The sequence below is a fragment of the Cedecea neteri NBRC 105707 = ATCC 33855 genome (genome assembly GCF_001571265.1).
In the GTDB taxonomy this organism is placed as follows: Bacteria; Pseudomonadota; Gammaproteobacteria; order Enterobacterales; family Enterobacteriaceae; genus Cedecea; species Cedecea neteri.
Genome location: NZ_BCTL01000028.1, coordinates 1 through 25,214, shown reverse-complemented (window position 1 = coordinate 25,214; position 25,214 = coordinate 1). Strand labels below are relative to the sequence as shown.

The 25,214-nt window shown below is 54.4% G+C and carries 27 protein-coding genes; 15 read left to right on the top strand and 12 right to left on the bottom strand.

Going from position 1 to position 25,214, the window contains the following annotated elements:
- Positions 1-11: 11 nt before the first annotated feature.
- Positions 12-200, top strand: coding sequence for a YdiH family protein (locus CNE01S_RS12680; RefSeq protein ID WP_061276468.1), 189 nt, complete (start codon positions 12-14; stop codon positions 198-200).
- 43 nt (positions 201-243) lie between these two features.
- On the opposite strand, the gene CNE01S_RS12675 is transcribed toward CNE01S_RS12680, so the two are convergent.
- Both CNE01S_RS12675 and CNE01S_RS12670 read right to left on the bottom strand, forming a co-directional pair.
- Positions 244-867 (bottom strand): LysE family translocator, encoded by a 624-nt coding sequence (locus tag CNE01S_RS12675; protein WP_061276466.1) that lies wholly within the window; start codon positions 865-867, stop codon positions 244-246.
- Positions 868-947: 80 nt separating this feature from the next.
- Positions 948-1,811 carry a LysR family transcriptional regulator gene (locus CNE01S_RS12670; RefSeq protein WP_061276464.1) on the bottom strand — a complete coding sequence of 288 codons (864 nt, stop codon included), beginning with the start codon at positions 1,809-1,811 and terminating at the stop codon, positions 948-950.
- A gap of 88 nt (positions 1,812-1,899) precedes the next feature.
- Here CNE01S_RS12670 and CNE01S_RS12665 point away from each other — a divergent pair, with 88 nt between their 5' ends.
- From CNE01S_RS12665 to CNE01S_RS12655, 3 genes are all read left to right on the top strand, one after another.
- The gene (locus CNE01S_RS12665; RefSeq protein WP_061276462.1) at positions 1,900-2,355 is read left to right on the top strand and encodes a multidrug/biocide efflux PACE transporter; all 456 of its coding nucleotides are present in this window, start codon (positions 1,900-1,902) and stop codon (positions 2,353-2,355) included.
- A 99-nt stretch (positions 2,356-2,454) separates the two neighbouring features.
- Positions 2,455-3,873, top strand: a complete 1,419-nt coding sequence (locus CNE01S_RS12660) for an aldehyde dehydrogenase family protein (RefSeq protein WP_061276533.1) — start codon at positions 2,455-2,457, stop codon at positions 3,871-3,873.
- Between the two features lies 1 nt (position 3,874).
- Positions 3,875-4,804 (top strand): AraC family transcriptional regulator, encoded by a 930-nt coding sequence (locus CNE01S_RS12655; protein WP_061276460.1) that lies wholly within the window; start codon positions 3,875-3,877, stop codon positions 4,802-4,804.
- Here the strand turns inward: CNE01S_RS12655 and tam are convergent.
- The gene (gene tam, locus CNE01S_RS12650) at positions 4,801-5,559 is read right to left on the bottom strand and encodes a trans-aconitate 2-methyltransferase (RefSeq protein ID WP_061276459.1); all 759 of its coding nucleotides are present in this window, start codon (positions 5,557-5,559) and stop codon (positions 4,801-4,803) included. The two genes, CNE01S_RS12655 and tam, sit on opposite strands and share 4 nt — an antisense overlap.
- A 66-nt stretch (positions 5,560-5,625) precedes the next feature.
- Between tam and CNE01S_RS12645 the strand changes: the two genes are divergently transcribed.
- Positions 5,626-5,916: a hypothetical protein gene (locus CNE01S_RS12645; RefSeq protein ID WP_061276457.1), complete on the top strand. Its 291-nt coding sequence runs from the start codon at positions 5,626-5,628 to the stop codon at positions 5,914-5,916.
- A 39-nt stretch (positions 5,917-5,955) separates the two neighbouring features.
- Here CNE01S_RS12645 and ydfZ read toward each other — a convergent pair whose 3' ends face one another.
- Positions 5,956-6,159, bottom strand: coding sequence for a putative selenium delivery protein YdfZ (gene ydfZ / locus CNE01S_RS12640; protein WP_039296773.1), 204 nt, complete (start codon positions 6,157-6,159; stop codon positions 5,956-5,958).
- A 242-nt stretch (positions 6,160-6,401) separates the two neighbouring features.
- On the opposite strand from ydfZ, the gene CNE01S_RS12635 reads away from it, so the two are divergent.
- The 4 genes from CNE01S_RS12635 to CNE01S_RS12620 all read left to right on the top strand — a co-directional run bounded on the left by CNE01S_RS12635 (position 6,402) and on the right by CNE01S_RS12620 (position 11,724).
- Positions 6,402-9,830: a DEAD/DEAH box helicase gene (locus CNE01S_RS12635; protein ID WP_082763211.1), complete on the top strand. Its 3,429-nt coding sequence runs from the start codon at positions 6,402-6,404 to the stop codon at positions 9,828-9,830.
- Positions 9,831-9,837: 7 nt separating this feature from the next.
- Positions 9,838-10,299, top strand: coding sequence for a hypothetical protein (locus CNE01S_RS12630; protein ID WP_061276453.1), 462 nt, complete (start codon positions 9,838-9,840; stop codon positions 10,297-10,299).
- Positions 10,300-10,415: 116 nt separating this feature from the next.
- Positions 10,416-11,318, top strand: coding sequence for an alpha/beta hydrolase (locus tag CNE01S_RS12625; RefSeq protein ID WP_061276452.1), 903 nt, complete (start codon positions 10,416-10,418; stop codon positions 11,316-11,318).
- A gap of 148 nt (positions 11,319-11,466) precedes the next feature.
- Positions 11,467-11,724, top strand: coding sequence for a MafI family immunity protein (locus tag CNE01S_RS12620; protein WP_008459113.1), 258 nt, complete (start codon positions 11,467-11,469; stop codon positions 11,722-11,724).
- Positions 11,725-11,769: 45 nt separating this feature from the next.
- On the opposite strand, the gene CNE01S_RS12615 is transcribed toward CNE01S_RS12620, so the two are convergent.
- The 3 genes from CNE01S_RS12615 to ftrA form a co-directional block, all read right to left on the bottom strand.
- Positions 11,770-12,129, bottom strand: a complete 360-nt coding sequence (locus tag CNE01S_RS12615) for an RcnB family protein (RefSeq protein ID WP_008459111.1) — start codon at positions 12,127-12,129, stop codon at positions 11,770-11,772.
- 192 nt (positions 12,130-12,321) lie between these two features.
- Positions 12,322-12,417 (bottom strand): protein MgtS, encoded by a 96-nt coding sequence (gene mgtS / locus CNE01S_RS25250; protein ID WP_008459108.1) that lies wholly within the window; start codon positions 12,415-12,417, stop codon positions 12,322-12,324.
- Positions 12,418-12,538: 121 nt separating this feature from the next.
- Positions 12,539-13,543, bottom strand: coding sequence for a transcriptional regulator FtrA (gene ftrA / locus CNE01S_RS12610; RefSeq protein ID WP_096754093.1), 1,005 nt, complete (start codon positions 13,541-13,543; stop codon positions 12,539-12,541).
- A 67-nt stretch (positions 13,544-13,610) separates the two neighbouring features.
- Between ftrA and CNE01S_RS12605 the strand changes: the two genes are divergently transcribed.
- Positions 13,611-14,000 (top strand): rhodanese-like domain-containing protein, encoded by a 390-nt coding sequence (locus tag CNE01S_RS12605; RefSeq protein ID WP_061276450.1) that lies wholly within the window; start codon positions 13,611-13,613, stop codon positions 13,998-14,000.
- Here CNE01S_RS12605 and CNE01S_RS12600 read toward each other — a convergent pair.
- Both CNE01S_RS12600 and CNE01S_RS12595 read right to left on the bottom strand, forming a co-directional pair.
- On the bottom strand, positions 13,997-14,740 hold the full coding sequence (locus CNE01S_RS12600) for a sulfite exporter TauE/SafE family protein (protein ID WP_061276448.1): 744 nt from the start codon (positions 14,738-14,740) through the stop codon (positions 13,997-13,999). The two genes, CNE01S_RS12605 and CNE01S_RS12600, sit on opposite strands and share 4 nt — an antisense overlap.
- Positions 14,733-15,092: an antibiotic biosynthesis monooxygenase family protein gene (locus CNE01S_RS12595; RefSeq protein WP_061276447.1), complete on the bottom strand. Its 360-nt coding sequence runs from the start codon at positions 15,090-15,092 to the stop codon at positions 14,733-14,735. Before CNE01S_RS12595 ends, CNE01S_RS12600 begins: the two co-directional genes overlap by 8 nt.
- A 75-nt stretch (positions 15,093-15,167) precedes the next feature.
- Here CNE01S_RS12595 and CNE01S_RS12590 point away from each other — a divergent pair, with 75 nt between their 5' ends.
- A complete protein-coding gene (locus CNE01S_RS12590) occupies positions 15,168-15,848 on the top strand; it encodes an ArsR/SmtB family transcription factor (protein WP_061276445.1) in 681 nt (226 codons plus the stop codon).
- Between the two features lie 163 nt (positions 15,849-16,011).
- Here the strand turns inward: CNE01S_RS12590 and nifJ are convergent, their stop codons facing one another.
- Positions 16,012-19,539 carry a pyruvate:ferredoxin (flavodoxin) oxidoreductase gene (nifJ, locus tag CNE01S_RS12585; protein WP_061276442.1) on the bottom strand — a complete coding sequence of 1,176 codons (3,528 nt, stop codon included), beginning with the start codon at positions 19,537-19,539 and terminating at the stop codon, positions 16,012-16,014.
- 335 nt (positions 19,540-19,874) lie between these two features.
- Here nifJ and CNE01S_RS12580 point away from each other — a divergent pair, with 335 nt between their 5' ends.
- A complete protein-coding gene (locus CNE01S_RS12580; protein WP_039898277.1) occupies positions 19,875-20,141 on the top strand; it encodes a putative hemolysin in 267 nt (88 codons plus the stop codon).
- Here the strand turns inward: CNE01S_RS12580 and hslJ are convergent, their stop codons facing one another.
- Both hslJ and CNE01S_RS12570 read right to left on the bottom strand, forming a co-directional pair.
- Positions 20,142-20,573, bottom strand: a complete 432-nt coding sequence (hslJ, locus tag CNE01S_RS12575) for a heat shock protein HslJ (RefSeq protein WP_061276440.1) — start codon at positions 20,571-20,573, stop codon at positions 20,142-20,144. It lies immediately after the preceding gene.
- A gap of 121 nt (positions 20,574-20,694) precedes the next feature.
- On the bottom strand, positions 20,695-21,684 hold the full coding sequence (locus tag CNE01S_RS12570; protein ID WP_061276438.1) for a 2-hydroxyacid dehydrogenase: 990 nt from the start codon (positions 21,682-21,684) through the stop codon (positions 20,695-20,697).
- 212 nt (positions 21,685-21,896) lie between these two features.
- Between CNE01S_RS12570 and CNE01S_RS12565 the strand changes: the two genes are divergently transcribed.
- Genes CNE01S_RS12565 through CNE01S_RS12555 form a run of 3 tightly spaced genes read left to right on the top strand, consistent with a single transcriptional unit; the run spans position 21,897 to position 25,068 of the window.
- Positions 21,897-24,542, top strand: a complete 2,646-nt coding sequence (locus CNE01S_RS12565) for a YdbH family protein (RefSeq protein WP_061276436.1) — start codon at positions 21,897-21,899, stop codon at positions 24,540-24,542.
- Positions 24,539-24,730: a YnbE family lipoprotein gene (locus tag CNE01S_RS12560; RefSeq protein WP_061276434.1), complete on the top strand. Its 192-nt coding sequence runs from the start codon at positions 24,539-24,541 to the stop codon at positions 24,728-24,730. Before CNE01S_RS12565 ends, CNE01S_RS12560 begins: the two co-directional genes overlap by 4 nt.
- Positions 24,731-24,744: 14 nt before the next feature.
- Positions 24,745-25,068, top strand: coding sequence for a YdbL family probable chaperone protein (locus CNE01S_RS12555; protein WP_061276432.1), 324 nt, complete (start codon positions 24,745-24,747; stop codon positions 25,066-25,068).
- Positions 25,069-25,214 lie beyond the last annotated feature (146 nt).

Below are 25,214 nucleotides of genomic sequence, written 5' to 3'. Positions count from 1 at the left end.
AGAGGATTACCATGGACACCGAGATAACCCCAACCACCTTAGCGTTTGAATTTCTTCGTCGTGAGCAAGAGCAGTTAACCCCCGCACAATTCCTGATCCGCCTGCAGCAGCTAAAGCTGGAGTTTGCCGATCTGCTGGGTTTAACCCACCTTGAGCTGCGTGAAGAAATCTTCCATGCGTACCGGTTGGGGATTCACTGATCCCTCTCTGTCTGAGCCACCGCCTGCGGTGGCTTTCTGTTTTTTAGCGTGAGAAGAAAATCAGTTTCAGCCCCAAAATCCCCATTACGCCGCCCGCTAAGCGGTCAATCACGGTTTTAAAACGCAGGTAGGCATTGCGCGGTTTCTCTGAAGACAACACCAGCGTGACAATCGAATACCATCCCGCATCAATCACAAAGCACAGCACCGGCAGGACGACGTAATAAAAGGTCGGGATTTCGCGCGGCAGCAGCGCGGTAAAAATACTGGCAAACACGACGGCGGTTTTCGGGTTGCTCAACTGAGTGAATAGCCCGTCGCGGAAGGTCGCCATCATGCTTTTATCGCTTTTCCCCACCGCGCCAACGTGCAGCGGCTCGCGCGAGTGTTTGATTATCTTATAAGCCAGCCACAGCAGATAAAGCCCCCCGGCTATCTTGATCCCGGTATACGCCACCGGCACCGCCAGCAGGAAAGCCTGCAGGCCCAGCAGCGCCATCAGTGAAAATGCAGCCGCGCCGACGCCGGTACCCAGCGCGGTCACCAGGCCATGTGCGCGGGAACGGGCCACGGCATTTTGGGCGACATAAACAAAGCTTGGGCCGGGGCTCATTGCGCCCAGTGTGACGGTGGCGGTAATGGCAAAAAGGGTGGTGATGGCGCTCATCTACGGGATCCTGTTGGTTGGAAAACAATTTTTTAACCTGAAAGCGCACGAAGTGACAACCGCAAGTGTGTGCCGATTTATTACCGCCGCTCGCGCAGCCGGTCGATCATCCAACGGCCAGCTGGCCCGGGCGGCGTTTTGTTCGACCAGGCGACATCCACCTCGAGATTTTGCGGCCAGCCTTCCACCTTCAGCGGCTTAAGCACGCCGTGTCCAAACTGGTTAACCAGCCAGCTGGGTAAAATCCCCCAGCCAAACCCCTGTTCCGCCATTTCAAGCAGCAGCAGTAAAGACGGGGATGACCAGATGGGGCCGCGCGCTGCGACCTTGCCGGGACGCACAAAAGTTTTAAGCACCAGTTGCCGCACGGTATGTAGCTCATCCATTCGCACCTCGGTCTGCCTGGCAAGCGGGTGATCGCGATGAATAAAAATGGTCATTTCTGCGCCGACCTGAAGGCGGGCGACGGTGATATCCGGCGGGTAACTTGCCTGAACCCGCAGCACGCCGACGTGGGCTCGGCCAATCTGCAGGCTATCGATCACGTCTTCATCTTCGGCAATGATGCACTCAAATTCGATGTCCGGGTAGCGCTCGGAAAACTGTTGCAGGATGGATTCGTGGTGGGCAGTTTGCCACATGTCGGAAAGCACAAAAGTCAGGCGAGGTTCGACGTTGTCGGCCAGCCTGACGGACACTTCATCCAGCCGCTCGCTGGCGGCAAAAATCGCCTGCACATAGGGCAAAACACGCTGCCCGTGCGGGGTGAGCGTTGGCTGTCTGGCGTGGCGATCAAACAGAGTGACGCCGAGATCGGCCTCCAGGTTGGCAATGGCGCTGCTGATGGTGGACTGGCTCTTCTTCAGCTTACGCGCCGCAGCGGAAAAAGAACCCGTTTCAACGGCCTGCAAAAAGGCTTCCAGTGATTCAGGAGAGTAACGCATAGACTATCGCTTTTATCGATGGCTGTTAGCAATATTATATCAATAATTACGATGATAATGGCGGCCTTGTGAAAAAGGAGTCATCAAAATGAAATCGCAAAACAACAGAAGCCTGTCTGAGCGCATTGTGCATGCCGTCGGCTTCGAAGCCATCGCCATCGGTATCTGTGCGCCAACGGCCGCCTGGCTGATGAACAAACCGCTGTTCCAGATGGGCGCACTGGCCATCATGCTTTCCACCGTCGCAATGGTCTGGAACATTATTTACAACGCCGGGTTTGATAAATTTTACCCGCCGTCACGCAAGCGTGGCATGGGGCTGCGTGTGGCACATGCGCTGGGCTTTGAAGGGGGCTTTATTCTGATTGGTCTGCCGCTCGCCGCGTGGATGCTGAACGTCACGCTGCTCCAGGCGCTGATGGTAGAGATTGGTTTCTTCCTCTTCTTCCTGCCGTACACCGTGGCTTATAACTGGTGCTACGACTGGCTGCGCGCCAAACGCTTTCAGAGCGAAGCCAACAGAGAGATAAAAAAACAGTCCTGATTTGCAGGATTGTGCAAGCATCAAACAGGATTGCGCTACAGGGAAACGGACGTGTTCAACGACACTTTAAGCGTCAAACACAACCGCTGGAGCGCAAAAATGAAAACCATCGACACCCTCTATATTAACGGTCAGCACGTCACGCCCCACGGCACTGAGGTGCTGACCTTAATTCATCCGGTCAGCGAACAGCCCGTAGCTCAGGTTCGCCTGGCAGACGAAGAAGATACCCGCCTCGCCATCGCCGCTGCAAAAGCAGCCTTTCCGCAAATGCGGCTCTCCACGCGTGAGCAAAGAATGATTTGGCTGCAGCTGCTGCACGACGCCGTGAAAGCGCGTGAAGATGAACTGGTGGAGATCATGGTGGATGAATATGGCTGCCCGGTCGCGTTCGCCCAAAGCACTGTGGCGCGCTCGTACAACAGCTTCCTGCAGGCTGTCGATCTGCTGAAAGACTACTCGTTTGAAAGCCAGGCGGGGGTGGCGAAAGTGATCATGGAGCCGCTGGGCGTGGTCGGGCTGATTACGCCGTGGAACGCCAACTATGGCTTTATCGCCGGCAAGCTGTCGATGGTCATTGCTTCCGGCAGTACAGCGGTTATCAAACCCAGCGAACTGAGCGCCCGACAGACCGCTATCATTACTGAATGTCTGCACGATGCCGGCCTGCCAAACGGCGTGATTAACATCGTCACCGGCCTGGGTAACGTGGTTGGGGCGGAAATCACCCGCCACCCGGACGTGGCTAAAATCTCTTTTACAGGCTCAACGGTGGTGGGCAAGACTATCGCCCGCGACGGGGCGGCAACCATGAAACGGGTTACGCTCGAGCTGGGCGGCAAGTCTGCCAACGTGCTGCTGGACGATGCCGATCTCGACGCCGCCATCCCGCTGGCGCTGCAGGTGATGAGCTGGAACAGCGGCCAGGCCTGTATCGCAGGTACCCGCCTGCTGGTGCCGGAAAGCAAGTTGGCAGAGGTGAAAGCACAAATTCTCAAACATCTGCCTATTCTGGTATCAGGCAACCCGCGTGATCCAAAAACGAACATCGGGGCCGCCGTGACCGCCCGTCAATACCAGCGCGTGCAGGAGTATATTCGTAGCGGGATTGCCGAAGGCGCGGAGCTGCTGTGCGGTGGTGAAGGGCGTCCTGAAGGGCTGGAAAGCGGCTACTTTGTCAAGCCGACGGTGTTTGTGAACGTTCGCAACGACATGACCATCGCCCAGCAGGAAATCTTTGGCCCGGTGCTGTCGGTGATTACCTACCGTGACGATGCCGAAGCGGTGCAAATCGCCAACGACACGGTTTACGGCCTGCAGGCCTACGTCAGCGGTAAAAACGCCGAGCGTACCGCCGCCGTTGCCGGCCAGCTCATCGCGGGGCGCGTGTTCGTCAACGGTGTTTACGATGAACCGCTCGCGCCGTTTGGCGGTTTTAAACAGTCCGGTCTTGGCCGCGAATTTGGCACCTACGGGCTGGAAGCGTATCTTGAACCCAAAGCCATAATGGGGCAGTAATATGCAACAACCTGAGCGGCCTTCGGGCCGCATTATTGAAGAACTGCACCAGCGTGTAGCCCGTCGTTACGCTGCGGGCGGCAGCGGGGTGAAAGAGTTGGGTTGCGCGCTGCCGTGGCTCAGTTTTATTCGCATCGAACAGCCAACATTGCTCAATCGTGGCATGCTTTCGCCGTCGATGTGCATGGTGCTGCAGGGCAGTAAAAAAATGCTGATCGGTGACAATGTCACTGAATACGGTCCCGGCAGTTATTCACTGGCCGCCGTGGACATGCCGGTGTCCGGGCAGGTGACCCGCGCCAGCGTAGAAGAGCCTTACTACGGCGTGCGCATTGACCTCGACGGGAAAGAAATTGCCGACCTGATCATGAACATGAATGTGGTGCTGCCGGACGGCAACGGAGAGAAAACCGGGGCCTGGGTAGCCCCTGCGGAAGAAGAACTGCAGGCCGCTTTTCTGCGCCTGGTCACGCTGCTCGACAGCCCGCAGCATCTGCATGCCCTTGCGCCACTTATCAAACAAGAAATCCTTTACCGGCTGGTCATTGCTCCCGCCGGAGCCTCTTTCTGGAAGCAGGCGCTGGGCTGGGCGCAAGGCAAAGGTGTGGGGGAAGCCATTAACTGGATCAAAGAGAATTACGCCGAGCCGCTGGTCATCGACGAGCTGGCAAAACGCGTCGGGATGAGCGCTTCCAGTCTGCATCACCGCTTTAAAGCCCTGACGATCATGAGCCCGCTGCAGTATCAAAAACAGCTTCGCCTGCTGGAGGCCCGCCGCCGTTTATTGAGCTGTGAAGGTGATGTGGCAAGCGTTGCCTGGAAGGTAGGGTATGACTCTCCCTCCCAGTTTAACCGGGAGTATCGCCGGGCATTTGGCGCGTCTCCGCTGCAGGACATTGATGCCCTGCGTCAGCAGGGCACTTCGTTCTAGGCCGTTTTCCGCGCCACGATAAACAGGCGTGGGAATGGCATCAATACGTTGCCGTCATGCTGTTTGCGGTAGGCGCGTTGCAGCAATTGGTGATAGCGCTCAAGAAATGCTTCCTGCTGAATGGCGTCCAGTCCGTTTAGATAAGGGCGTAAGCCGGTTGAGCTTAGCCATTCGATGATCGCGCGAGCAGAAGGCATGACGTGGAAATAGGTCGTGCGCCAGATATCCACCGTACAGCCACTTTCTGCCAACAGATCGTAATACTCCTGAGCCGTCAGTAAGGCTTCGCGGCTTGAGCGAGAGATCCCCAATTCGTCTGCAACCTGGCGCATCAGGGTATGCGTGGGCTCCTGCCAGTTATCGGGCATTTGCACGGCCAGCACGCCGCCGTCTGCCAGCTGCGCGGCCAGGTGTGGGAAAACTTGCTTATGGTTGGTTATCCACTGCAACGAAGCGTTGGCAAAAATCACATCCTGTTTCACGGCAGGCTGCCAGGTGGCGATATCTGCCTCTTCAAAGCGGCAGTCGGGCAATGCGGCGCTGGCTTTGGCGAGCATCGCGGGGGAGTTATCCAGCCCGGTAATCGTGGCCTTCGGTGCCAGATTACGCAGCAGGGCTGTGGAGTTACCGGGGCCGCAGCCCAAATCAGTAAAGGTGTTGGCGCCGGGGTGGCTAATTCGGGCAACCAACTCAGCTGCCGGGCGGGTACGTTCAGCTTCAAACTGCAAATAGAGCGCGGGGTTCCAGTCCTGCATCGTTTTATCCTCGTTGCTTTGCTAACATTGCCGACAAATTATTTTATACGCTATTGAAGGTAACGCATGGCTAAACATCCCGTTGGCAAATATTTGAGACTAGAGCTCACCCATAATGACAATGATCTGCTGATTTACGTGGTGAAGGGCAGCCGCATCGAAGACATGCCGCCTGATGAAGATGAGGATTATCCGGGGGAAATGCACCTGGCTATGCCGAAAATGAACCGGGAGCTGGACGCCGAGCTGGCGCGTTTGCTGGAGGAAGCCAATGGTGGCGACGTTATCGTGATCATCTGTGCCGCTGACAGCGTGTTTGAGCACGGTTTTTCGCAGGTCAGGGCGCTGCGTAAATAACATCAGTTACCCGGCAGCAGGCCGGGTAACTTTTAGCCATCAGTGTAAGCCCAGGCGAAATAATTCCGTCGGTTCAAATTGCCCTTCACAACCTTCCACTTCCACACATTTGCTGCGGCGAATTTGCTCGGCATTTTTACCTTCACCGTGAATGGCTTTAATCAGCCCGGTTTTGCCTGTGCCGTTAATCAAAACACGGCTGCCGGTAGTAATGGCATTACGGTTGCGGTCCCAGGTCATCATCATGTTGAGTACTCCTCTTAACGAATGAAACAGTCTGACCGGGAACTATTTTAAAAAAGTCGGTGGGGGCAAAACATTAATCACGATCAATGTTGATTGATTTGTATGATGAATACGGGGTTAATAGTTGCATCCGTGAACTATTTAGATGCTGTTTTTTCACTAATTTAGAACATGAGTTGACATAGACCTGGTGGCTGAATATCTTTCTCCGATCGTCTTTTTATACAGCGTTGTTTGTAATGCAACCTTTCTTTACTGCTTCAAAAAATACACGAATTTCGGTTTGTGCAGGATATTTTAAGGGAGATATTCTGTTTGAGGTTGATGGATTAACAGGTGAATGCGGAGCTGTACCTGATTATGTGGCAAATAGCTTTGCTATTTTAACTCGAGGTGCTCCAACCCGGCCTACCCCTCAGCTTCTTAGTCTTATGAACTGCCAGTGGGAAGAGCTGGCTAAGTCTGCGCTGCTATTATCGACGGAAAACCACCCTTATTGGGGGGCCACTATTCCCGGTGGTGACGACGGGTACAATCCTGCTCTGGAATTCTTTGATGAGATCATCCCCAACCACTTGAAAGGGTGGGCATTTGTGCGTGGCCTTATGGTTCCAGAGTACCCGCTTTTCAGCGCGCTTGGTGCCTCGTATAAGCTGATGTCCGGAGCCAATGCTGAACGGGTGGACTTCTATTTGCCACAGGCTGAACTGGTTATTGAAATCGATGGTGGGCAGCATGAAGAAGCTCCTCAGAAACTCAAGGATCAGCAAAGAGACAGTTTTCTGCTGCAGCACGGTATTAAAACGCTGCGCTTGAAAACTGAGGATATGCGGCTTAAAAGCAATCATTTTTCTGATTTCATCAGCCAGTTAACTGCTCATTTTGAAAAGAGCAAACAGCTTGCTGGATATAAAAAGACACTCTCATCTGGCGAGCAGCAGCAGCCATCGATGCGGTATGAATTGACGGCCATTCTTAGGCTACAAATTGCAGTCATGCTGGCCATTTCCTGCGGGAAACTGGATTTGCAGTCATCCCTTTGGCGAATAAATGTCAGACAAGATTTTATTTCCGATCCTGAGCAGAAATGGGTTGTGCGGGCGTTCGAAGAGTTATTTGGCTGGTTCTCGCTGTTTTCAAAAATACGCAATCTGGTGTTTACGCCTCCCGAACTGGTTTTTGTTGACGATGGGTTGCTTTTTAATATGCAACTTTTCAGTCGTCCGGATGATAATGCGGGCAATACTCCCGGTATAACGATATATACCAGCGCAGTGCAAAGCCATTCATTTTCAATAGGGGGGCAGTCGGTAGCTAAACTAATCAGGCTACGGTGCTCGGGAAAATCCTATTTAAGCGCTGAAAATCCACAGCAAAGGTTTGTTGGTTTATATCCTGTTGAATGTCTTAATGAATTAAATTATCGAATATTTGGGCATAGCAGTTTTAGGCCAGGGCAGGAAACGCTTATTTTAAATGCGCTCACTGGACAAAAGTCGTTAGGGTTGATGCCTACGGGTGGTGGAAAATCCCTTTGTTTTCAGATTCCTGCATTATTGAATCAGGGCGTTACTATTGTTGTAGTTCCGATCAAAGCTCTCGGCCGCGACCACTGCGCGGAACTAGAAAATGCTGGCTTCTTTGGCAGAGTTGTCAATATTGACAGCGACATGCCCGCTGCGTTGAGAGATAAAATTTATCAAGAACGAATTTTAAGCGGCGATATGCGCTTCGTCTTTGTTTCACCAGAGCGTTTTCAAACAGATGGCTTTCGGCGTATCGTTATGAATCTACGCCAGGCTCATTTGCTGAGAATGTTTGTTATTGATGAAGTTCACTGTATGAGTGAATGGGGGCACGATTTTCGTCCTTCCTATCTCACTCTGCCGGGTACACTCCGCAAAATTGCTGGAGATATTCCCGTTCTTGGACTTACGGCAACGGCAAGCGTAAATGTGCTGAAGGATATTCAAAACGAGTTTCAGATTGCGGATGAGTTCATCGCTTACGAGATGCACAGAAGTCGTACTGAGCTAAATTTCTCGATTTATAAAGGAGATAACTCAGCCAGTGCGGTTATTAAGCAAATTGATAAAATAGCACCACGAAATAGTGATGAACCCCTGCCAGCTGTACACGTATTTTCACGCTATGCCAGCGGGGATAACGGTGTCGAATTGTTATCCCAGGGCCTGGCGAAGAAGCGGAATGATTTAAAAATAGGTTTCTTTTCCGGCTCGATGCCTAAAAGTTTTAATCCTGAAAAAGCATGGAAAATACTGCAAGATAAACCGCTGGCGATGTCAAATGATTATGAGCAATACAAGCAGGTGGTTCAGTCACGCTGGAAAAAAGGTCAGCTTGATATCATTGTCACCACTAAGGCATTCGGTATGGGCGTCAACAAGTCTGACGTGCGTCATACCCTGCATGTCGGAATGCCTGGCTCAATGGAAGCATTCTATCAGGAGGCCGGTCGCGCGGGGCGAGATCGCTGCCCGTCGCATTGCCATATGTTATTCCGCGCTGAAACCGATGAGGCAGAACAAATCTGGCTTAAGCTGCAGTCAAACCTGACTCCCGAGGCGGTTGAAAACGAACTATCTTCGGGAGGTAAGGTTTCCAGAGGTGATTTCCGTTCACAGCTTTGGTTTCTCAGGCAGGGATTGATTTCTTTGGCGGATGAACAAGATCTGGTTACTCGCCTCCATGGGATTATCCGCGATTCAAAAAAGGACAATTTAACTGTACATGTAAAGAACGTATGTGGAGATTCGCACAACGGTTTACGTTTTCAGTTAACGCTTTTCCGCCTTTATCAAATGGGATTAATTGAACCCTGGACCGTCATTGACTGGGGGAGAGGACAAGGTGAGGAGCTTTCGGTACAGGCGGTAGAAGTTCGAAGGTTAAAAACTAGCTTCTCTAAAGCTTGTGGCGCGGTTAAAGCTCGAATTCAGTCTATTGACGGAAGAGCTGCAGAGTCAGTGGTAATAGACAAATTGAATGTATTGGCCAAAGAAACAGAAAACTGGCCAGGACTTTATTCATTACTACTGGATTGGGTACGCAGGACTCAGCTTGGCAGCAGGCTGCAATCTACCTGGAACTTATACAATGCTTGTTTAAAATATACGCCCGAGCAGGCTATTGCCTTCCGCGACACGCTCGAATCGTTTTTTAAAGTGGACAATAATGCGTTCCAACTGGCTTCATTGCGAGATATGACGCTGGCCGAGTCGGCGGAGGCGCTTTGTTCATTAATAACATCAAAGGAAAGCGAGGCGCTGCTCGATGCTTCTATCCTGAGAAAGTTATCCGCCCAGTTGGCTCGTTTACTTGAGGGGACTCAGGAAAGCCCTGGTCTGAATCTTGCGGCGGCCTGTCTGCAATTATTGAATGAAACAGACTCAGACACTGAAACACGCATGCGTTTTCAGCAGGCGGTCCCCGAGGGTGTTCTCCACTTTTGGGAAGAGGACGGGCACACACTCTTAGCTAAAGTGGCGGCAAGTAACGCTTACGCCCGGGAAACAGTTGCCCGTTGGCTGCTCGAGGCTAACCCAACACGCCACCAGCTTTTATCTATACATAAAGAACTCCCGGTAGCGGCCATTAAATCCGCTCTTTTCCGGGACGTTGCTGACGAATTAGCTCAAATAATCTGAGGAAATAATGTCTTTTGAAGAAGGTTTTGATGCCATTGCCAAAGTGAAGGCATCCAGTGAAAAGCTTGGCGAAGTGATAAACAAAGTCGAAGAGTTCAGAAACTTACTGACGGATGTTCATGAAGCGCAGAAAAACGCTGGGAGCATATTTGAACAGGCAAAAATCACCATTGCTGCGTTAACGGAAAAGAGTGCTGAAATACAAAAGCAGCAGGCGGATATTGAGAATAGCCTATCCCGACTACCAGGCATTGTTGATGATGTTATTGAGCAAAGACTAAGCAGGATTATTGAACAAATGGAAATCCGCATTAGTGAAAGACTGCGTGATGAGTTGAAAGAAACACGCACGACACTGCGTGAAGCCCATGAAAGCAGGGCGGCTCAAACGGAGTCGCAGATGGAAAAAATCAAAAGTGACATCATTGCTGAAATGCCTCGCGGTATTCTCGGGAAGCGTCGTGGCTGATACCGGCAGCCAGTTTAGCTCTGGAGAAACGGCTGGTTACCTTATTAACGTTTATCCTGCGAGTTTTGAAACACTCTTTTGGCATAGTGATTAACCTGTTCTGTCAGGAGCTTACTATGGATCGTCGCCATTTTATTACCTGTGTCACTGCTGGTTTACTCGCGGCTAAAGCGGGCGTTTCTTTTGCTGCATCGGATGTGAAGCGCTCGGTTATTCCTCTGTGGAAAGGTACGCCGCCCGGAGGCGGTGGGCCGACAGGGAGTATGAACACTTCGGCGCGAGGCGCGCAAAGCAATATTGCGATCCCCATTCTGACCGTGATCGAACCCGAGTCACCTAATGGCCACGCCGTACTGGTGGCGGCGGGCGGCGGCTATAAGCGTATTGAAATGGGGTCAGAAGCCTGGCCGGCGGCAGAGTGGCTGGTGGCGAGAGGATACACGGCTTATGTGCTGAGTTACCGTTTACCGTCTGAGGGATGGGCTGATGGTAACCTGGTGGCTTTACAGGACGCGCAGCGCGCTTTAAGAATCGTGCGCGATCGTGAACATAACGTCAGCGTGCTGGGCTTTTCTGCCGGTGGACATTTGCTTGGTCTGGCCGCCACGCGCCCCGATTACCGCTCATATCCAAAACAGGATCGTTTAGACGACAAACCGGCATTTGCCGACCGCGCGGCGCTGATTTATCCGGTCATTACGCTGGAGAAACCCTACGAACACACCTCCACGCATAAGATTCTTGTCGGGAAGGATGCTTCATCTGCCGAGAATGCCGCATGGTCGGTGCAGAATTACGTCACGCCACATTCTCCGTCGTTTTTCCTTGTTCAGGCGGAAGACGATCCGGTTTCCGATCCGCAAAATACGCTGATTATGGCCGCGTCCTGCGAGCAGCAGCATGTCCCGGTAGAAATGCACCGCTACAGCAGCGGTGGCCACGGCTTCGGCATGGGTAAACCCGGTACCCCGACCGTGAAATGGCCCGAGCATTATGCGAAATGGCTGGCGAAAAGTTAGCGCTGGATCGTTATCTAAAATAAGTATTACGCACGCCCCTCAAGAAATTTCCCCGCAATCCGATATCCATAGGGATGTATTTCGGCAGGATGCCGTTTCCCATTCCCAATGATGGCACGCAAATAACAATTAACTTTACGTGGTCAATATGGATATCAACGAAAAAATCAAAACCTTTGGTGAGGCTCTTAAAAACCGGCTCGATTCGTCACTCATTGACTTCGCGCTGGAATATATCGACTTCTCAGAAAATGTACTGGCTTTTGAAACGCTGTGTGGACATATCGCAAATTATCAGGTGCGTATTAGCCCTGATGAGTACAGGCAGGTACTGGATATTGCGGGGCTACTGGAGATCGATAATCAATATACTGAAATCGATCCCCTGAGAAATTTATTAAATTAAACCCTTTCGGCGTTAAGGATATCCAGCCTCAGGGTTGGATTATCCTTAGTGCTGATAAAATATATCGCCGGCCATGGCCTGAAGAATTTTCCCTTCGGCGTCGGTAATCAAGACATAATTGCCGCCCATGTAGGTCCAGTGGCTACCGGCCTGTGGCGCAGGGAGATGGCGAAGCTGCCAGCTTTTGATGTTATAGGGTTCGGTACGATAGATGTCTGGCGCAATGTCGCCTATCTTGTACATTTTGAAATCTGAGGAGAATTCTTTCAGTTCATAGGACTGTGCCGACGTGCCCGGTGCCGTCGCTTTTAGCTGCTTATCCCCTGAATAGGCAAAGGCCAGAGAGGGCAGCGCGCCCGCGAGCCATACTGCTGTTAATACCGCTACTTTTGTTGACTTGCGCATAAATTCTCCAGAGTGAATCCAGTCTGCTTTTGTTGATTCCGTATAGGAAGACAACAAATTGTGCCGATTTACTCATTACGCGCTGTATTTTTTTGTTAGCAAATCCTCCACCGCGGTGGGGCAGAAATGAAAACGCCTCCCGGAAAGTTTATTTCGCGAGAGGCGTCGTAGGTGGGGGAAGGTCACCGTTCATTAGTCATCCCATTTGTGGCTAAACCAGGCGGCAAGAAAACCGGAAAATAAGATGAATCCCAGTACTGCCATAAATACGTTCATGTTCCCTAACATAGTTAATCCTCCAGGTTACTGCATTTCTATAGAAATACCTCGCGTGATAAAAAAGGGTTTACTCAGATGAGTGGAGTTATCATACCGTACACAACTTAAACAATCCCTAACCGCTGGTAAATTATTCGTTTTGTGAAGTAAATGAGTTTCTGTATGTCCCGGGTGACGTCCGAAGATGTTTCCGAAAGTGATGGCGCAGCGTCGCCGCCGAGCCAAAACCCGTTTGTTCGGCGATGTGTTCTATCGGTAACGTGCTGTTTTCCAAAAGCTCCCGGCAGCGTTTAAGGCGTGTTTGCAACAGCCAGGCGGCAGGAGTGATGCCCGTCGCGGCTTCGAAGCGGCGTAAAAAAGTTCTCGGGCTCATGCCGACAAAGGCGGCCAGGCTTGCCACTGAGTGCCGCTCGCTTAAATGGCGCTGCAGGTAATCAAACAATGGCGCAAACCGCTCACCTTCGTACTCTACGGGGACGGCCTGTTCGATAAACTGCGCCTGGCCTCCCTCGCGATGAGGCTGCACCACTAAGCGCCGGGCAACGCTGTTTGCCGCTGCGGCACCAAAATCCCGACGTACCAGATGCAGGCCAAGGTCAATTCCTGCCGCGCTGCCCGCCGAGGTCAAAATATCCCCATTATCCAGATAAAGCACGTCAGGTATCACCTCGATCTCCGGGTAACGCGCCTGCAGCGCTTGGGTATAGCGCCAGTGCGTGGTTGCCCGTATGCCATCAAGCAGGCCAGTTGCCGCCAGTACAAACACGCCGGAGCAAATAGACATCAGGCGGGTGCCGCGCGCATGCGCAGCCCTCAATGCCGCTATAAGCGATTCTGGTACAGGTTCATCGATGCCGCGCCAGCCGGGAATAACGATCAAACTGGCTTCAGCCAGCAACTTCAGCCCGCCATCAACCGCCAGACGAATACCGCCCATCGCCCGCAGCTCGCCGGGCTCAATACCGGCGACGGCAAAGCGATACCAGTTATCGCCCAGTTCGGGGCGCGGCAAACCAAAAATTTCTACGGCAACGCCGAATTCGAACGTGCAAAGGCCGTCGTAAGCCAGTGCCACAACGAGAGGGTTTTTAGGCAAAGCGGATAATTTTGTCATGATATTTACGCTAATCGTCATTCGTGCCAGCTGTCAAGAAGTCGTGCAGGCGTCAGAATCAAAGCACAAACCAAAAAAGGAGATAAACATGAGCTACGTGACTGACCATCCAGCGGCTAAGCCAGAAACCGTCGCCGCGTATTACCTGCACAAGCTATCGCTGGAAACCGACTGTGCCGACGTCAACGCGGCAATTCAGAGCGGCGACCCCGATTTTGTGCTGCTGCACGTAGTGGGTTCTGACGAGACATTTGCCCGTCGGCATTTGCCGGGCGCTATTCATTTGCCGCACCGGCTTATCACCGAAGCCCGCATGGCCGAATGGCCTGCAGACACGCTGTTTGTGGTGTATTGCGCAGGGCCACATTGCAACGGAGCAGACCGTGCAGCGTTGAAACTCGCGCAGCTCGGCAGGTTAGTGAAGGTAATGCCTGGTGGCATTACCGGATGGGCAGATGAAGGCCTGGCGTTCGGCTAAATCAGCGCGCGGATAACCATATCGCCGCCGAGCAAAACCAGGCAAACCAGGAAGCCGCGTTTGAAGGCTAATGGGCTGATGCGTTTGCGGATACGCTGGCCTGCAAATAGGCCGATGAGCGCGGCGACAACCGCCATGACTGACGTGCTGATAGCGATTTCTTGCAGTGCGCCGTGCCACCAAAGCCCGGCGGCCAGGGCAAGAGTCGAAAACGTAAAGGACAGCCCGAGCGCCTGAACCAGCTCATCGCGCTCAAGCCCCAGAGACTGAATATAAGGCACGGCGGGGATCACAAATACGCCGGTCCCACCGGTCAATAAACCGGTGACTAAACCTATCAATGGTGAAAGCCAGCGTTCGTGGCGAAGGGCGACGTGCAGCGGTCTGGCAAAAAGCGTCCATAGAGCATAGATAATCAGCGCGATTCCCAGCGCAATTGTGGTCGCGCGGCTGCTGCCGGAAGCTAACAGGCTACTGCTGGCAACGGTGCCCAGCATGATGGTCAGCATCATCGGCCACAGGCGTTTGAGCAATGCGGGCAGGTTGCCGCCTTCATAAAGCTGGAAAATATTGGTCAGAAAAGAGGGCAGAAGCAGCATGCCGGCCGCCGCAACCGGAGAAATCAGCGATCCTAAAATGCCCATAGCCACGGTGGGTAAGCCCATCCCCGTTACGCCCTTTACGGTTCCTGCGAGAACAAATGTGGCGGCAATCGCCAGGCTTAGCGTGAGATCACTCATGAGCGTTTTCCTTGTGCGCATCACGGCTGTCCTGCGGGGCCTGCTCCCGGTCGAACATGCCATAATCCCTGATTACACTAGCCACTCTTAGCCGGTAATCGGTAAAAACTGAGCTGCGGCCCTGTTGCTGCACGCTGCGGTGCAGTTCCTGATTGCGCCATTGCTGCACGGCGGCTTCATCGCGCCAGAACGAGAGCGAGAGGATTTTCTTCGGTTCGCTAATGCTTTGAAAACGTTCAATAGAAATAAACCCGTCGATATTGGTTAGCTGGGGTTTTAGTGCTGCCGCCAGTTCAAGATAGCGGCTATAGTGTCCTTCTGCAGGCAGGACTTCAAAGATTACGGCGATCATCAGGTTGCTCCTTATTGTTATCTCCTGCTAACCCTAATTCATCGTCAGACAGGACGCTTCGCTGAGTATCGAAATATGGAAACAGATTTTCTCGAAACCCGGCTTGCTGCCGTTGCCGCCGCCATTGCGGATAAAACTCGCGCCAGTATGCTTTGCGCGTTGATGGATGGTCGGGCCTGGACCGCGACCGAACTAAGCATGATGGCTAATGTGGCACCATCAACGGCCAGCAGTCACCTGGCCAAGTTAATGGAGCAATCGCTGATTGCCTGCGTGCAGCAGGGTCGACACCGTTACTACCGGCTTCATAGCAGCCAAATTGCCGGTGCGCTGGAAGGATTGATGGGATTAGTTGGCCGCGATGACGTGGTGATGCGCACCAAAACCCCCGGCAACCTTCGTTATGCCAGAACCTGCTATGACCACATGGCGGGGGAAATTGCGGTGGCGCTGCATGACGCTTTATTTCGCCTCAACTGGCTGGAAGGTGAAGAGTATTCTGTAACCGCCCACGGTAAAGAGCAGTTTCAGCTTTTGGGCGTAAACATAGAAGATACTGCACCGCGCCGTCGCTACGCCTGCGGCTGCCTGGATTGGAGCGAAAGACGCGAACATCTGGGCGGGCAGCTAGGTAAAGCGTTACTGCACACATGCGAGCAAAAAGGGTGGATGCGGCGGGATTTGGTCAGCCGCGAACTTCATGTATCTGAGAAGGGTAAGCGCAAGCTGGCGGGGACGTTTGGGGTCGTGTTTTGACAGGCAGAGTGTCCGTTACGTGCTGATATTATTATCTACGATTGGCCTGGGTGCCGTTCACTCCCAGCCCTGTTTTAGAGAGCGACCTGAGGTGATTTAAGCGGTAACCGTGCCTCGCTTCTGGTTTTGCCCCTCTCCCCGGAAGAGAGGGGCATTCTCCCGATTACTCGCTAACCTTTTCCGCTTTACCCGCCAGCTGCGCCAGGAAGTCATACCGCTTCTGCAAATCTGCAGCGGCATCTTTCCACAGCTGCTCGGCAACTTCCGGCTGCTGGGCGTTCAGGCGGCGGAAACGCTGTTCCTTCATTAGCGTATCGGCCAGCGCATCGGACGGTGGACGGGAATCCAGCGCCAGCGGCACTTTGCCTTCGTCCGCGCGACGCGGGTCGAAGCGGTAGAGCGGCCAGAAGCCGGTGGCGGTCAGCTGGCGCATCTGGTCATGGCTCAGCGCCAGATCGTAACCATGCTCTTCGCAAGGGCTGTAGGCGATGATCAACGACGGGCCAGGATAGGCTTCCGCTTCCTGAATCGCTTTCATCGTCTGGTTAAGCTGCGCCCCCAGCGAAATCTGTGCGACGTAAACGTGGCCGTACATCATCATGCTGACGCCCAGGTCTTTACGCGCTTTGCGCTTGCCGTGTTCGCCAAACTTGGTAACCGCGCCCAGCGGCGTGGCTTTAGACGCCTGGCCGCCGGTGTTGGAGTAACACTGCGTATCCAGCACCAGAATATTGACGTTTTCGGTCAGGCTCAGCACGTGGTCGAGGCCGCCAAAGCCGATGTCGTAAGCCCAGCCGTCGCCGCCAATCAGCCAGATGGATTTCTCCACCAGCGCGTCTGCGTCGGTGACCAGCTGGCGAGCATCCGCATCGTCTACGTCGGCCAGATGCTTACGCAGCTCGGCAACCTGTTCGCGGCGAACTTCCGGCGTGGCTTCGGCGTGAAGCTGCTCGTTAAGCTCCGCCGGGAGTTTATCGGCAAACTGACCCAGCAAACGCATGGCGCGGGCGCGGTGCTGATCCACCGTGAGGCGGAAGCCCAGACCAAACTCGGCGTTGTCTTCAAACAGCGAGTTGGCCCATGCAGGCCCGCGGCCGTTGGCGTCGGTGGTGTATGGCGTGGACGGCAGGTTACCGCCGTAAATAGACGAACAGCCGGTGGCGTTAGCGATCAGCATGCGGTCGCCAAACAGCTGGGTCAGGATTTTAATGTACGGCGTTTCACCGCAGCCTGAGCAGGCTCCGGAGTACTCAAACAGCGGCGTTAACAGCTGAGAGGTACGGATGTCGATACGCTCCAGGCTGGTACGGTCGATTTCCGGCAGATTGAGGAAGAAGTCATAGTTCTCTTTCTCTTCCGCAACATGCTCAAGGCGGGACAGCATATTAATCGCCTTGATTTCCGGGTTCTGGCGATCTTTTGCCGGGCAGACTTCTACGCAGAGATTACAGCCGGTGCAATCTTCAGGCGCTACCTGCAGCACGTATTTCTGGCCGCGCATATCCCGGGACTTCACATCCAGCGACTGCAGGGCTTCCGGTGCGCCTTCCATTGCCTCGGGTTGAACCACTTTGGCACGAATAGCCGAGTGCGGGCAGGCCGCCACGCAGTGGTTGCACTGGGTACAGATGTCCGGCTTCCAGATAGGGATTTCTTCGGCAATGTTGCGTTTTTCCCACTGGGTAGTGCCCATTGGCCAGGTGCCGTCAGGCGGCAGGGCGGAAACCGGCAGCGCATCGCCGAGGCCAGCGAGCATCGCGGCGGTAACGGTTTTCACAAAATCAGGTGCGGCGTCGGAAACGACCGGCGGACGCATTGCGCTGGCCGGGTTAACGTCTTGCAGAGGCACTTCGGCCAGGGAGTCGCGGGCCAGCGCCAGCGCCTGCCAGTTACGCTCGACGATTTCCGTCCCTTTGCTGCTGTAACTTTTGGCAATCGCGCCCTGCAGCTCTGCCAGCGCGGTGTCGCCCGGCAGGATCTGCGTCAGGTGGAAGAACGCCATTTGCATCACGGTGTTGATGCGGGCGCCCAGATGACACTCACGGGCGATCTTCGCCGCGTTGATAACATGCAGGCGCGCCTGCTTCTGGTTCAGCACGGCCTGCACTTCCTGCGGCAGTCGGCTCCAGACTTCATCGGCGGCGTAAGGCGTGTTCAGCAGGAAAATACCGCCGGGCTTCAGGCGCTCGGCCATCTGATATTTGTCGATAAACTGCAACTGGTGGCAGCCAACGAAATCGGCTCTCTCAATCAGGTAGGTGGAGTTGATCGGCTGTTCGCTGACGCGCAGGTGCGAAACCGTCAGGCCACCGGCCTTTTTGGAGTCATAAACGAAGTAGCCCTGGGTAAACCACGGCGTGGAGTTCCCTATAATCTTGATGTTGTTCTTGGTGGCAGAAACGCTGCCGTCGCTGCCCAGACCATAAAACAGCGCTTCGAGTTTGGCGCGGTTAGGCAGAGTATTTTCCGGCAACGGCAGTGACAGGTTGGTCACGTCATCGTAAATACCCACGGTAAAGCGCGGGCGCGGTTTGGCTTCGTGCAGCTCGTTAAAGATAGCCAGCACGCATTCCGGGCCGAACTCTTTGGACGACAGCCCATAGCGGCCGCCGATGACGCGAGGCAGCGTTTCACGGTCGCCGCGGCTCACGGCTTCGGCAAGCGCCGTCATCACGTCGAGATACAGCGGCTCGGCGAGGGCACCCGGCTCTTTGGTTCGGTCAAGCACCGCCACCTGGCGCGCAGTTTGCGGCAGAACTTCCAGCAAATGTTCGGCGGAGAAGGGGCGGTACAGGCGAACTTTCAGCACGCCAACCTTCTCGCCTCGGGTCAGCAGCTCATCCACGACTTCTTCGCAGGTGCCGACAGCGGAGCCCATCACGATAATCACGCGCTCCGCTTCAGGGTGGCCGTAATACTCAAACGGACGGTAGCTGCGGCCGGTGGTGGCGGCAAAGTCGTTCATCGCCTGTTCAACGTGAGCGTAGACCGCGTTGTACCACGGGTTGGTCGCTTCGCGGGACTGGAAGTAGGTGTCCGGGTTGGCCGACGTCCCGCGAATCACCGGATGATCCGGGTTCAGGGCGCGGGCGCGATGCTCGTCGATCTCTTTTTGCGGCAACAGGCTGCGCAGAGTGTCGTCCGCCAGCGGCACGATTTTGTTAATTTCGTGCGAGGTGCGGAAGCCGTCGAAGAAGTGAATAAACGGCACGCGACTTTTCAGCGTCGCGATGTGCGAAATCAGCGCGAAATCTTGAGCTTCCTGAACGCTGCTGGCGCACAGCATGGCGCAGCCGGTCTGGCGCACGGCCATCACGTCCGAGTGGTCGCCAAAAATGGAAAGCGCGTGGGTGGCCACGGTACGCGCGGCAACGTGGAGAACAAATGGCGTCAGCTGGCCTGCAAGCTTGTACAGCGTCGGGATCATCAGCAGCAAACCCTGCGACGATGTGAACGATGTGGAAAGCGCGCCGGTTTGCAGCGCACCGTGCACGGCCCCAATGGCACCGGCCTCAGACTGCATCTCGACTACACGAGGGACATCTCCCCACACGTTCTTCCTGCCGTCGCCGGACCAGGCATCCGCCAGTTCCGCCATCGTCGAGCTGGGAGTAATGGGATAGATGGCAATTACTTCGCTGGCACGAAACGCCACGGAGGCGACTGCGCCGTTGCCGTCGATAGTGATCATAAGACACCCTTACATTGCGCAAAATAAAGGGACTCGCCTGAAAGCCTGGAGCCCCGTTGTAATTCCTTAATTATAGTGTGTCCACCCTGGCCATTAGAAGTTATGGGCCTGCCGAGTGCACAAATTGATCCACGATTAACAGTGAAATAACCTGGTAACGCACTGCGCTGAATCATAAAGGGAATTAAAGACGCTCGGAAAACTCCGATGTTTTGCTTCGAAAGGTGATGTAAGCCACAAAAATCAACACATTTTATTGCGTTATGCTCTCGACGCAGCGGGAACCATGCGCCATTATGCAAAGGTTTTGCATATTCAGACGGGAGAGAGAAGCCATGCGCGCTGCGTTTTTAGCCGGTTGTGCCGCACTGTTATTATCAGCTTGCAGTAATGAACCCCCTCAACAGGCCACTGCGGCCCACGTTCCGCCAGGGCTCAGGGCAGCGATGTCCAGCCAGGGTGAAGCGAACTGTGCGATGATTGGCGGCACGATGAGCGTTGCGCGTCAACTGGACGGCAGCGCGATGGGCATGTGTGCTATGCCGAACGGCAAACGCTGTAACGAAAACTCGCTTGCCGCTGGCACCTGTGGAAGCTACTGATTAATTAACGAGATCGGCCAGTTTGTACGTCAGCGTATGCTGGCCGCTCTTCAGCACCAACTGCTGGTTTGCCAGTGAAACGTTGGCCCCGCTGGTCAGCATGTCATTAATACGGTGATCCAGGTCGTTAAGCTGCGGCTCAACGCAAAGCATCATCGTCATGCCTAATCCTTTCACCTTCAGCGTATTGTTCTCAAGCGTAGCCTGGCCCATAAAGCGGTTACACATCGCACCAGAGATATGCATGTTCTCACCGAAGCTCAGCTCAGGCGCACGCTTGCTGTTTTTAATATCCAGAGGCTTACCGTCAACGCTCTCCAGTACAAAACGGTGGTGCTGCAAATCTTGTGCAGTCACGGCACCTTTATCTGCCGGCTGGGCACAGCCCGCCAGCACAACGCTTGCCAGCATCAGTGAAGCAAACTTTTTCATCTCTTCTCCCTAAGGTTTATGTGTCATCAATGAAAGCGCGCCACTTTCGCAGGATGTGGCGCATGAATCAGTAAGGATATTCTTAAAATAAACCCGCTTCCTGCGAGAAGAGGGCGGAAAATCAATTAATTTGGTTCGGGCAAGGCTCGCCTTTTTCCAGCTGACGCAGGTTTTCAAGCGTAGTTTCTGAGATGCTGATCAACGCTTCAGCCGTCAGAAACGCCTGGTGGCCGGTAAACAGCACGTTGTGGCAGGCGGAAAGACGGCGGAACACGTCGTCCTGAATCACGTCGTTAGACTTATCTTCAAAGAACAGATCGCGTTCGTTCTCGTACACGTCCATGCCCAGCGCGCCGATTTTCTGATGCTTCAGGGCGTCGATCGCAGCCTGGGAATCAATCAGTCCACCACGACTGGTGTTGATGACCATGACGCCGTCTTTCATTTGTTCAAAGGCGCTTTGGTTCAGAAGATGGTAGTTTTCCGGCGTCAGCGGGCAGTGCAGGGAAATAATGTCGGACTGCGCAAAGAGCGTTTCAAGGTCGACATACTCCACGCCTAAATCCAGCGCCGCTGCGCTTGGGTACGGATCAAACGCCAGCAGACGCAGGCCAAACCCTTTCAGAATACGCAGTGCGGCAACGCCGATTTTCCCTGTGCCGATCACGCCTGCCGTTTTGCCGTGCATGGTAAAACCGGTTAAGCCTTCAAGCGAGAAGTTGGCGTCACGGGTGCGCTGGTAGGCGCGATGGATGCGACGGTTAAGGCACATCATCATCCCGACCGCGTGTTCAGCCACGGCTTCGGGCGAGTAGGCTGGCACGCGAACCACCGGCATACCAAGCTCTTTCGCCGCATCTAAATCGACGTTGTTAAAGCCGGCGCAGCGCAGCGCGATAAACTTAACGCCATGTTTTTTTAGCTCTTCCAGCACCGGGCGACTACCATCATCATTAACGAAAATGCACACGCCGTCGCAGCCGTTGGCGGTTTTGGCCGTTTTTTCGCTCAGCAGGAAGTCAAAAAATTCAAGATCAAAGCCATACTCCTGGTTAACCTGCTCCAGATACTTTTTGTCGTACTGTTTTGTGCTATAAACCGCAAGTTTCATAAGACTTATCTCCAGAAAGGGTTGGTTCTAAAATTATCATGCTTAAAATAATCATACAATTTATAAACTTAAATTTTAACGGCAGGTGACTATTTCACTTTCCGGGCAGACTATGCTTAATGCAGCCGCTGCCTTCACGCCCGGCCTGAATCGTGCCAGAATAATGACATATTTCGGCTTAAATTGTCGCTGAATCAGGATATTAACCACCCATGAAGGGTAAATACAAAGCCGCTCTAGCCCTGCTGCTTGCGTTCATTCTATTGCCGCTGTCGCTGCTGCTCACGGTGGCCCATTGGCTGCCAACGCTCGCCGGTATCTGGCTGCCTCAGGGGACGCGTATCGCCATGGAGGCCAGCCCGCGCCTGCACAACGGCGCGATTGTGATTCCCGATCTTCGCTATCTTGCCGGGGAGTGTGAACTCGCCAGCTTAAAGGACGCGACCCTCAGTCATCCGAGCCGCTGGCGTCTGCATCTCGCCGCGCTCAACCTGAACCCCGACTGCATCAGCAAAATCCCGGCGGACGACTCAGCGCCAGCCGCGCCGCGTACCCTTGAAGAATGGCAGAAAATGCTGCCGAACACCTGGCTGACTATCGACCAGCTTAACGTCACGCCGTGGCTGCAGTATGCGGGCGCGTTGCATCTTTCGCTGACCCCGCAGCAGCAACAGCTGGATTATCAGGGGAAATTACTCACGCTTTCCGCCACGCTTAAAGGGCAAAGCCTGAAGATTAGCGACCTAAAAGTCGGGGCATTCGAAGGACTTCCGCCGCTTGAGCTGGTCGGCGACTTAACGCTGCCGCTAGTGCCGGATGGCCTGCCGACGGATGGCCAGGTTGCTACCCAGCTGCAAATTCCGCAGGAGCCGGACAGGCTGAACGTCGCCCTTAACTGGCACACAAATGCAGGCACGTTGACGGTTAAAAAATCTCAAGGCGACGACGCGCCGCTGTTGAACATTCCCTGGCGCCTGAGCGAAAAGGTCTTTGACATTGAAGCCGGACAGTGGCGCTGGCCTTATGAAGGCTTCCCGCTGGGCGGCGGGCTGACGCTGAAAGTTGAAAACTGGCAAGAAGGGCTGGATAACGCGGTGTTCACCGGACGAATGAACGTCCTGACCCAGGGCTCAGCCGGGAAAGGCAACGCCGTGTTAAATATCGGCCCCGGCAAGCTCAGCCTGACCGACAGCGCCTTGCCGCTGCAGCTCACCGGCGAGGCGAAGCAGGATCGGCTGATTTTTTACGCAGTGCTGCCGGGGCAACTGACGGGTGCCTTGACCGACCCGGCGCTGTTGTTCCAGCCCGGCGCGCTGCTGCGTTCTCGCGGGCGGCTCGTTGAAACCCTGAACATTGACGACGTGCGTTGGCCGCTGGCGGGCGTGCGCGTTTCCAGCAAGGGGATAGACGGCAGGCTACAGGCCATCTTACGCGCCCACGATAATGAAATGGGCGCCGTTGAACTGCATCTGGACGGGAAAGCCAATGACTTCCTGCCGGACGCCGGGCTGTGGCAGTGGCGCTACTGGGGCAAAGGCAGCTTCAAACCGATGCAGGCTAAATGGGACGTGCGCGGCGTTGGCGAATGGCGTGACAGCGCCATCGAGCTGAGTTCACTGTCAACGGGCTTCGACAAACTTCAGTACGGCTCGATGCTGATGTCGAAGCCTCGCCTTAGCCTTGACAATCCGCTGCGCTGGGAGCGAAACGAGCAAAAAGAGATCTTTACCGGCGATTTCTCGCTCGATGCGGGGGCGACTACCTTTAGCGGCGGCAGCACCTTGCCGCCATCGACGCTTAAATTTAGCGTGGACGGGCAAAACCCGACATCTTTCTTGTTCAAAGGCAATTTACACGCAGGGAAGATTGGCCCGGTACGCGTAGTGGGGCGCTGGGACGGAGAGCGCCTGCGCGGCAATGCCTGGTGGCCGAAACAAACTCTCACTGTGTTCCAGCCGTTGTTGCCTGCAGACTGGAAAATGGATCTCAAGGGCGGCGATCTTTATGCCCAGGTTGCCTTTTCCGCCGCCGCCGGGCAGGGCTTTGAGGCTGGCGGCCACGGCGTGGTGAAAAGCGGCAGCGTCTGGATGCCGGATAACCAGATTAACGGCGTCGACTTTGTGCTGCCGTTCCGCTTTAGCGATTCGACCTGGCATCTTGGTACCCGAGGGCCGGTCACGCTGCGCATTGCTGAAGTACGCAACCAGATAGCGGCGCAAAACATTACCGCCGATCTGGAAGGCTGGTACCCGTGGAGTGAGCAGCAGCCGCTGCTGCTGACCAACGTCAATGCGGATGTGCTTGGCGGCAAGATCTCTATGCAGCAATTGCGCATGCCGCAGCGTGACGCGGCGCTCTTGCGCCTGACAGGGCTGTCTTCCAGCCAACTGGTAACGGCGATTAACCCTAAACAGTTCAGTATGTCCGGGCGATTCAACGGCGCGCTGCCGCTGTGGCTCAACCATCCGCAGTGGATTATCAAAGACGGCTGGCTGACCAACCCTGGCCCGATGACGTTCCGCATGGATAAAGACATGGCGGACGCTATCGTCGACAACAACATGGCGGCGGGCGCGGCCATCAACTGGCTGCGCTACATGGAAATCTCGCGATCCTGGACCCAGATTGACCTCGACAACCTCGGGGTGGTCAGGATGCGCTCCAGCGTGACCGGTATTAGCCACGTCGAGGGCAAGACCAACACCGTCAATCTCAACTATACCCATCAGGAAAACCTGTTTACCCTGTGGCGCAGTTTGCGCTTTGGCGATAATTTACAAACCTGGCTGGAAGAGAACGCCGCGCTGCCAACGGCTCGCTGCTCCCAACCCGGCGAAGCCTGTGAGGAACCCAAATGAAGTATTTTACCGCTGTACTGCTGGCATCTGCGGCGCTGATGCTGACAGGCTGCACGCCGCGCATCGAAGTGGCAGCCCCTAAAGAGCCGATCACCATCAATATGAACGTCAAAATCGAACACGAAATCCATATCAAAGTGGACAAAGACGTCGAAAGCCTGCTTAAAAACCGTAGCGATCTGTTCTGAGAAGGGGAACGGCGATGAACTCTATGATTAAAGGCCTGCTGCTGGCCGGCCTGTTCTTCAGCACATCCGCAATGGCGCTGACCCTAAACGAAGCGCGTGAGCAGGGGCGGGTGGGTGAAACACTCAGCGGCTACATTGCGCCCATCAAGCAGGATCCGGAAACGCTGGCGCTGGTGAAAAGCATCAATGAAGGCCGCGCCCAGCACTATCAGCAATTGGCGGACACCAACAATGTTTCGCTCAATGAAGTGGCTCGTCTGGCGGGGCAGAAGCTGGTGGACAGAGCGCCCGCCGGGGAATATGTGCGCGGCCTGAACGGGCAGTGGATGAAGAAATAGCTTTATGTCTATTCCCCCTATTTCTGGGCTATCTCTTATTCACAAATACGCTCTATGAAGGATTAACTAAGGTTCCGTTCACTTCCAGTGCTGCTTCATATGCAGCCACCGAATTGGTGAACGACTCGGGGAAATCACCGTCATTT

Bases quoted from the DNA above. Each gene is read 5' to 3' on its own strand.
- CNE01S_RS12605 (WP_061276450.1), top strand. From the start codon at position 13,611: ATGAGCTACGTGACTGACCATCCAGCGGCTAAGCCAGAAACCGTCGCC.
- CNE01S_RS12680 (WP_061276468.1), top strand. From the start codon at position 12: ATGGACACCGAGATAACCCCAACCACCTTAGCGTTTGAATTTCTTCGT.
- tam (WP_061276459.1), bottom strand. From the start codon at position 5,559: ATGCAGGACTGGAACCCCGCGCTCTATTTGCAGTTTGAAGCTGAACGT.
- CNE01S_RS12580 (WP_039898277.1), top strand. From the start codon at position 19,875: ATGCGCGCTGCGTTTTTAGCCGGTTGTGCCGCACTGTTATTATCAGCT.
- CNE01S_RS12655 (WP_061276460.1), top strand. From the start codon at position 3,875: ATGCAACAACCTGAGCGGCCTTCGGGCCGCATTATTGAAGAACTGCAC.
- mgtS (WP_008459108.1), bottom strand. From the start codon at position 12,417: ATGTTAGGGAACATGAACGTATTTATGGCAGTACTGGGATTCATCTTA.
- CNE01S_RS12630 (WP_061276453.1), top strand. From the start codon at position 9,838: ATGTCTTTTGAAGAAGGTTTTGATGCCATTGCCAAAGTGAAGGCATCC.
- CNE01S_RS12645 (WP_061276457.1), top strand. From the start codon at position 5,626: ATGGCTAAACATCCCGTTGGCAAATATTTGAGACTAGAGCTCACCCAT.
- CNE01S_RS12670 (WP_061276464.1), bottom strand. From the start codon at position 1,811: ATGCGTTACTCTCCTGAATCACTGGAAGCCTTTTTGCAGGCCGTTGAA.
- CNE01S_RS12600 (WP_061276448.1), bottom strand. From the start codon at position 14,740: ATGAGTGATCTCACGCTAAGCCTGGCGATTGCCGCCACATTTGTTCTC.
- ftrA (WP_096754093.1), bottom strand. From the start codon at position 13,543: ATGACGATTAGCGTAAATATCATGACAAAATTATCCGCTTTGCCTAAA.
- CNE01S_RS12675 (WP_061276466.1), bottom strand. From the start codon at position 867: ATGAGCGCCATCACCACCCTTTTTGCCATTACCGCCACCGTCACACTG.
- CNE01S_RS12555 (WP_061276432.1), top strand. From the start codon at position 24,745: ATGAACTCTATGATTAAAGGCCTGCTGCTGGCCGGCCTGTTCTTCAGC.
- CNE01S_RS12595 (WP_061276447.1), bottom strand. From the start codon at position 15,092: ATGATCGCCGTAATCTTTGAAGTCCTGCCTGCAGAAGGACACTATAGC.
- CNE01S_RS12635 (WP_082763211.1), top strand. From the start codon at position 6,402: ATGCAACCTTTCTTTACTGCTTCAAAAAATACACGAATTTCGGTTTGT.
- ydfZ (WP_039296773.1), bottom strand. From the start codon at position 6,159: ATGATGACCTGGGACCGCAACCGTAATGCCATTACTACCGGCAGCCGT.
- CNE01S_RS12565 (WP_061276436.1), top strand. From the start codon at position 21,897: ATGAAGGGTAAATACAAAGCCGCTCTAGCCCTGCTGCTTGCGTTCATT.
- CNE01S_RS12665 (WP_061276462.1), top strand. From the start codon at position 1,900: ATGAAATCGCAAAACAACAGAAGCCTGTCTGAGCGCATTGTGCATGCC.
- CNE01S_RS12560 (WP_061276434.1), top strand. From the start codon at position 24,539: ATGAAGTATTTTACCGCTGTACTGCTGGCATCTGCGGCGCTGATGCTG.
- nifJ (WP_061276442.1), bottom strand. From the start codon at position 19,539: ATGATCACTATCGACGGCAACGGCGCAGTCGCCTCCGTGGCGTTTCGT.
- CNE01S_RS12620 (WP_008459113.1), top strand. From the start codon at position 11,467: ATGGATATCAACGAAAAAATCAAAACCTTTGGTGAGGCTCTTAAAAAC.
- hslJ (WP_061276440.1), bottom strand. From the start codon at position 20,573: ATGAAAAAGTTTGCTTCACTGATGCTGGCAAGCGTTGTGCTGGCGGGC.
- CNE01S_RS12615 (WP_008459111.1), bottom strand. From the start codon at position 12,129: ATGCGCAAGTCAACAAAAGTAGCGGTATTAACAGCAGTATGGCTCGCG.
- CNE01S_RS12625 (WP_061276452.1), top strand. From the start codon at position 10,416: ATGGATCGTCGCCATTTTATTACCTGTGTCACTGCTGGTTTACTCGCG.
- CNE01S_RS12590 (WP_061276445.1), top strand. From the start codon at position 15,168: ATGGAAACAGATTTTCTCGAAACCCGGCTTGCTGCCGTTGCCGCCGCC.
- CNE01S_RS12570 (WP_061276438.1), bottom strand. From the start codon at position 21,684: ATGAAACTTGCGGTTTATAGCACAAAACAGTACGACAAAAAGTATCTG.
- CNE01S_RS12660 (WP_061276533.1), top strand. From the start codon at position 2,455: ATGAAAACCATCGACACCCTCTATATTAACGGTCAGCACGTCACGCCC.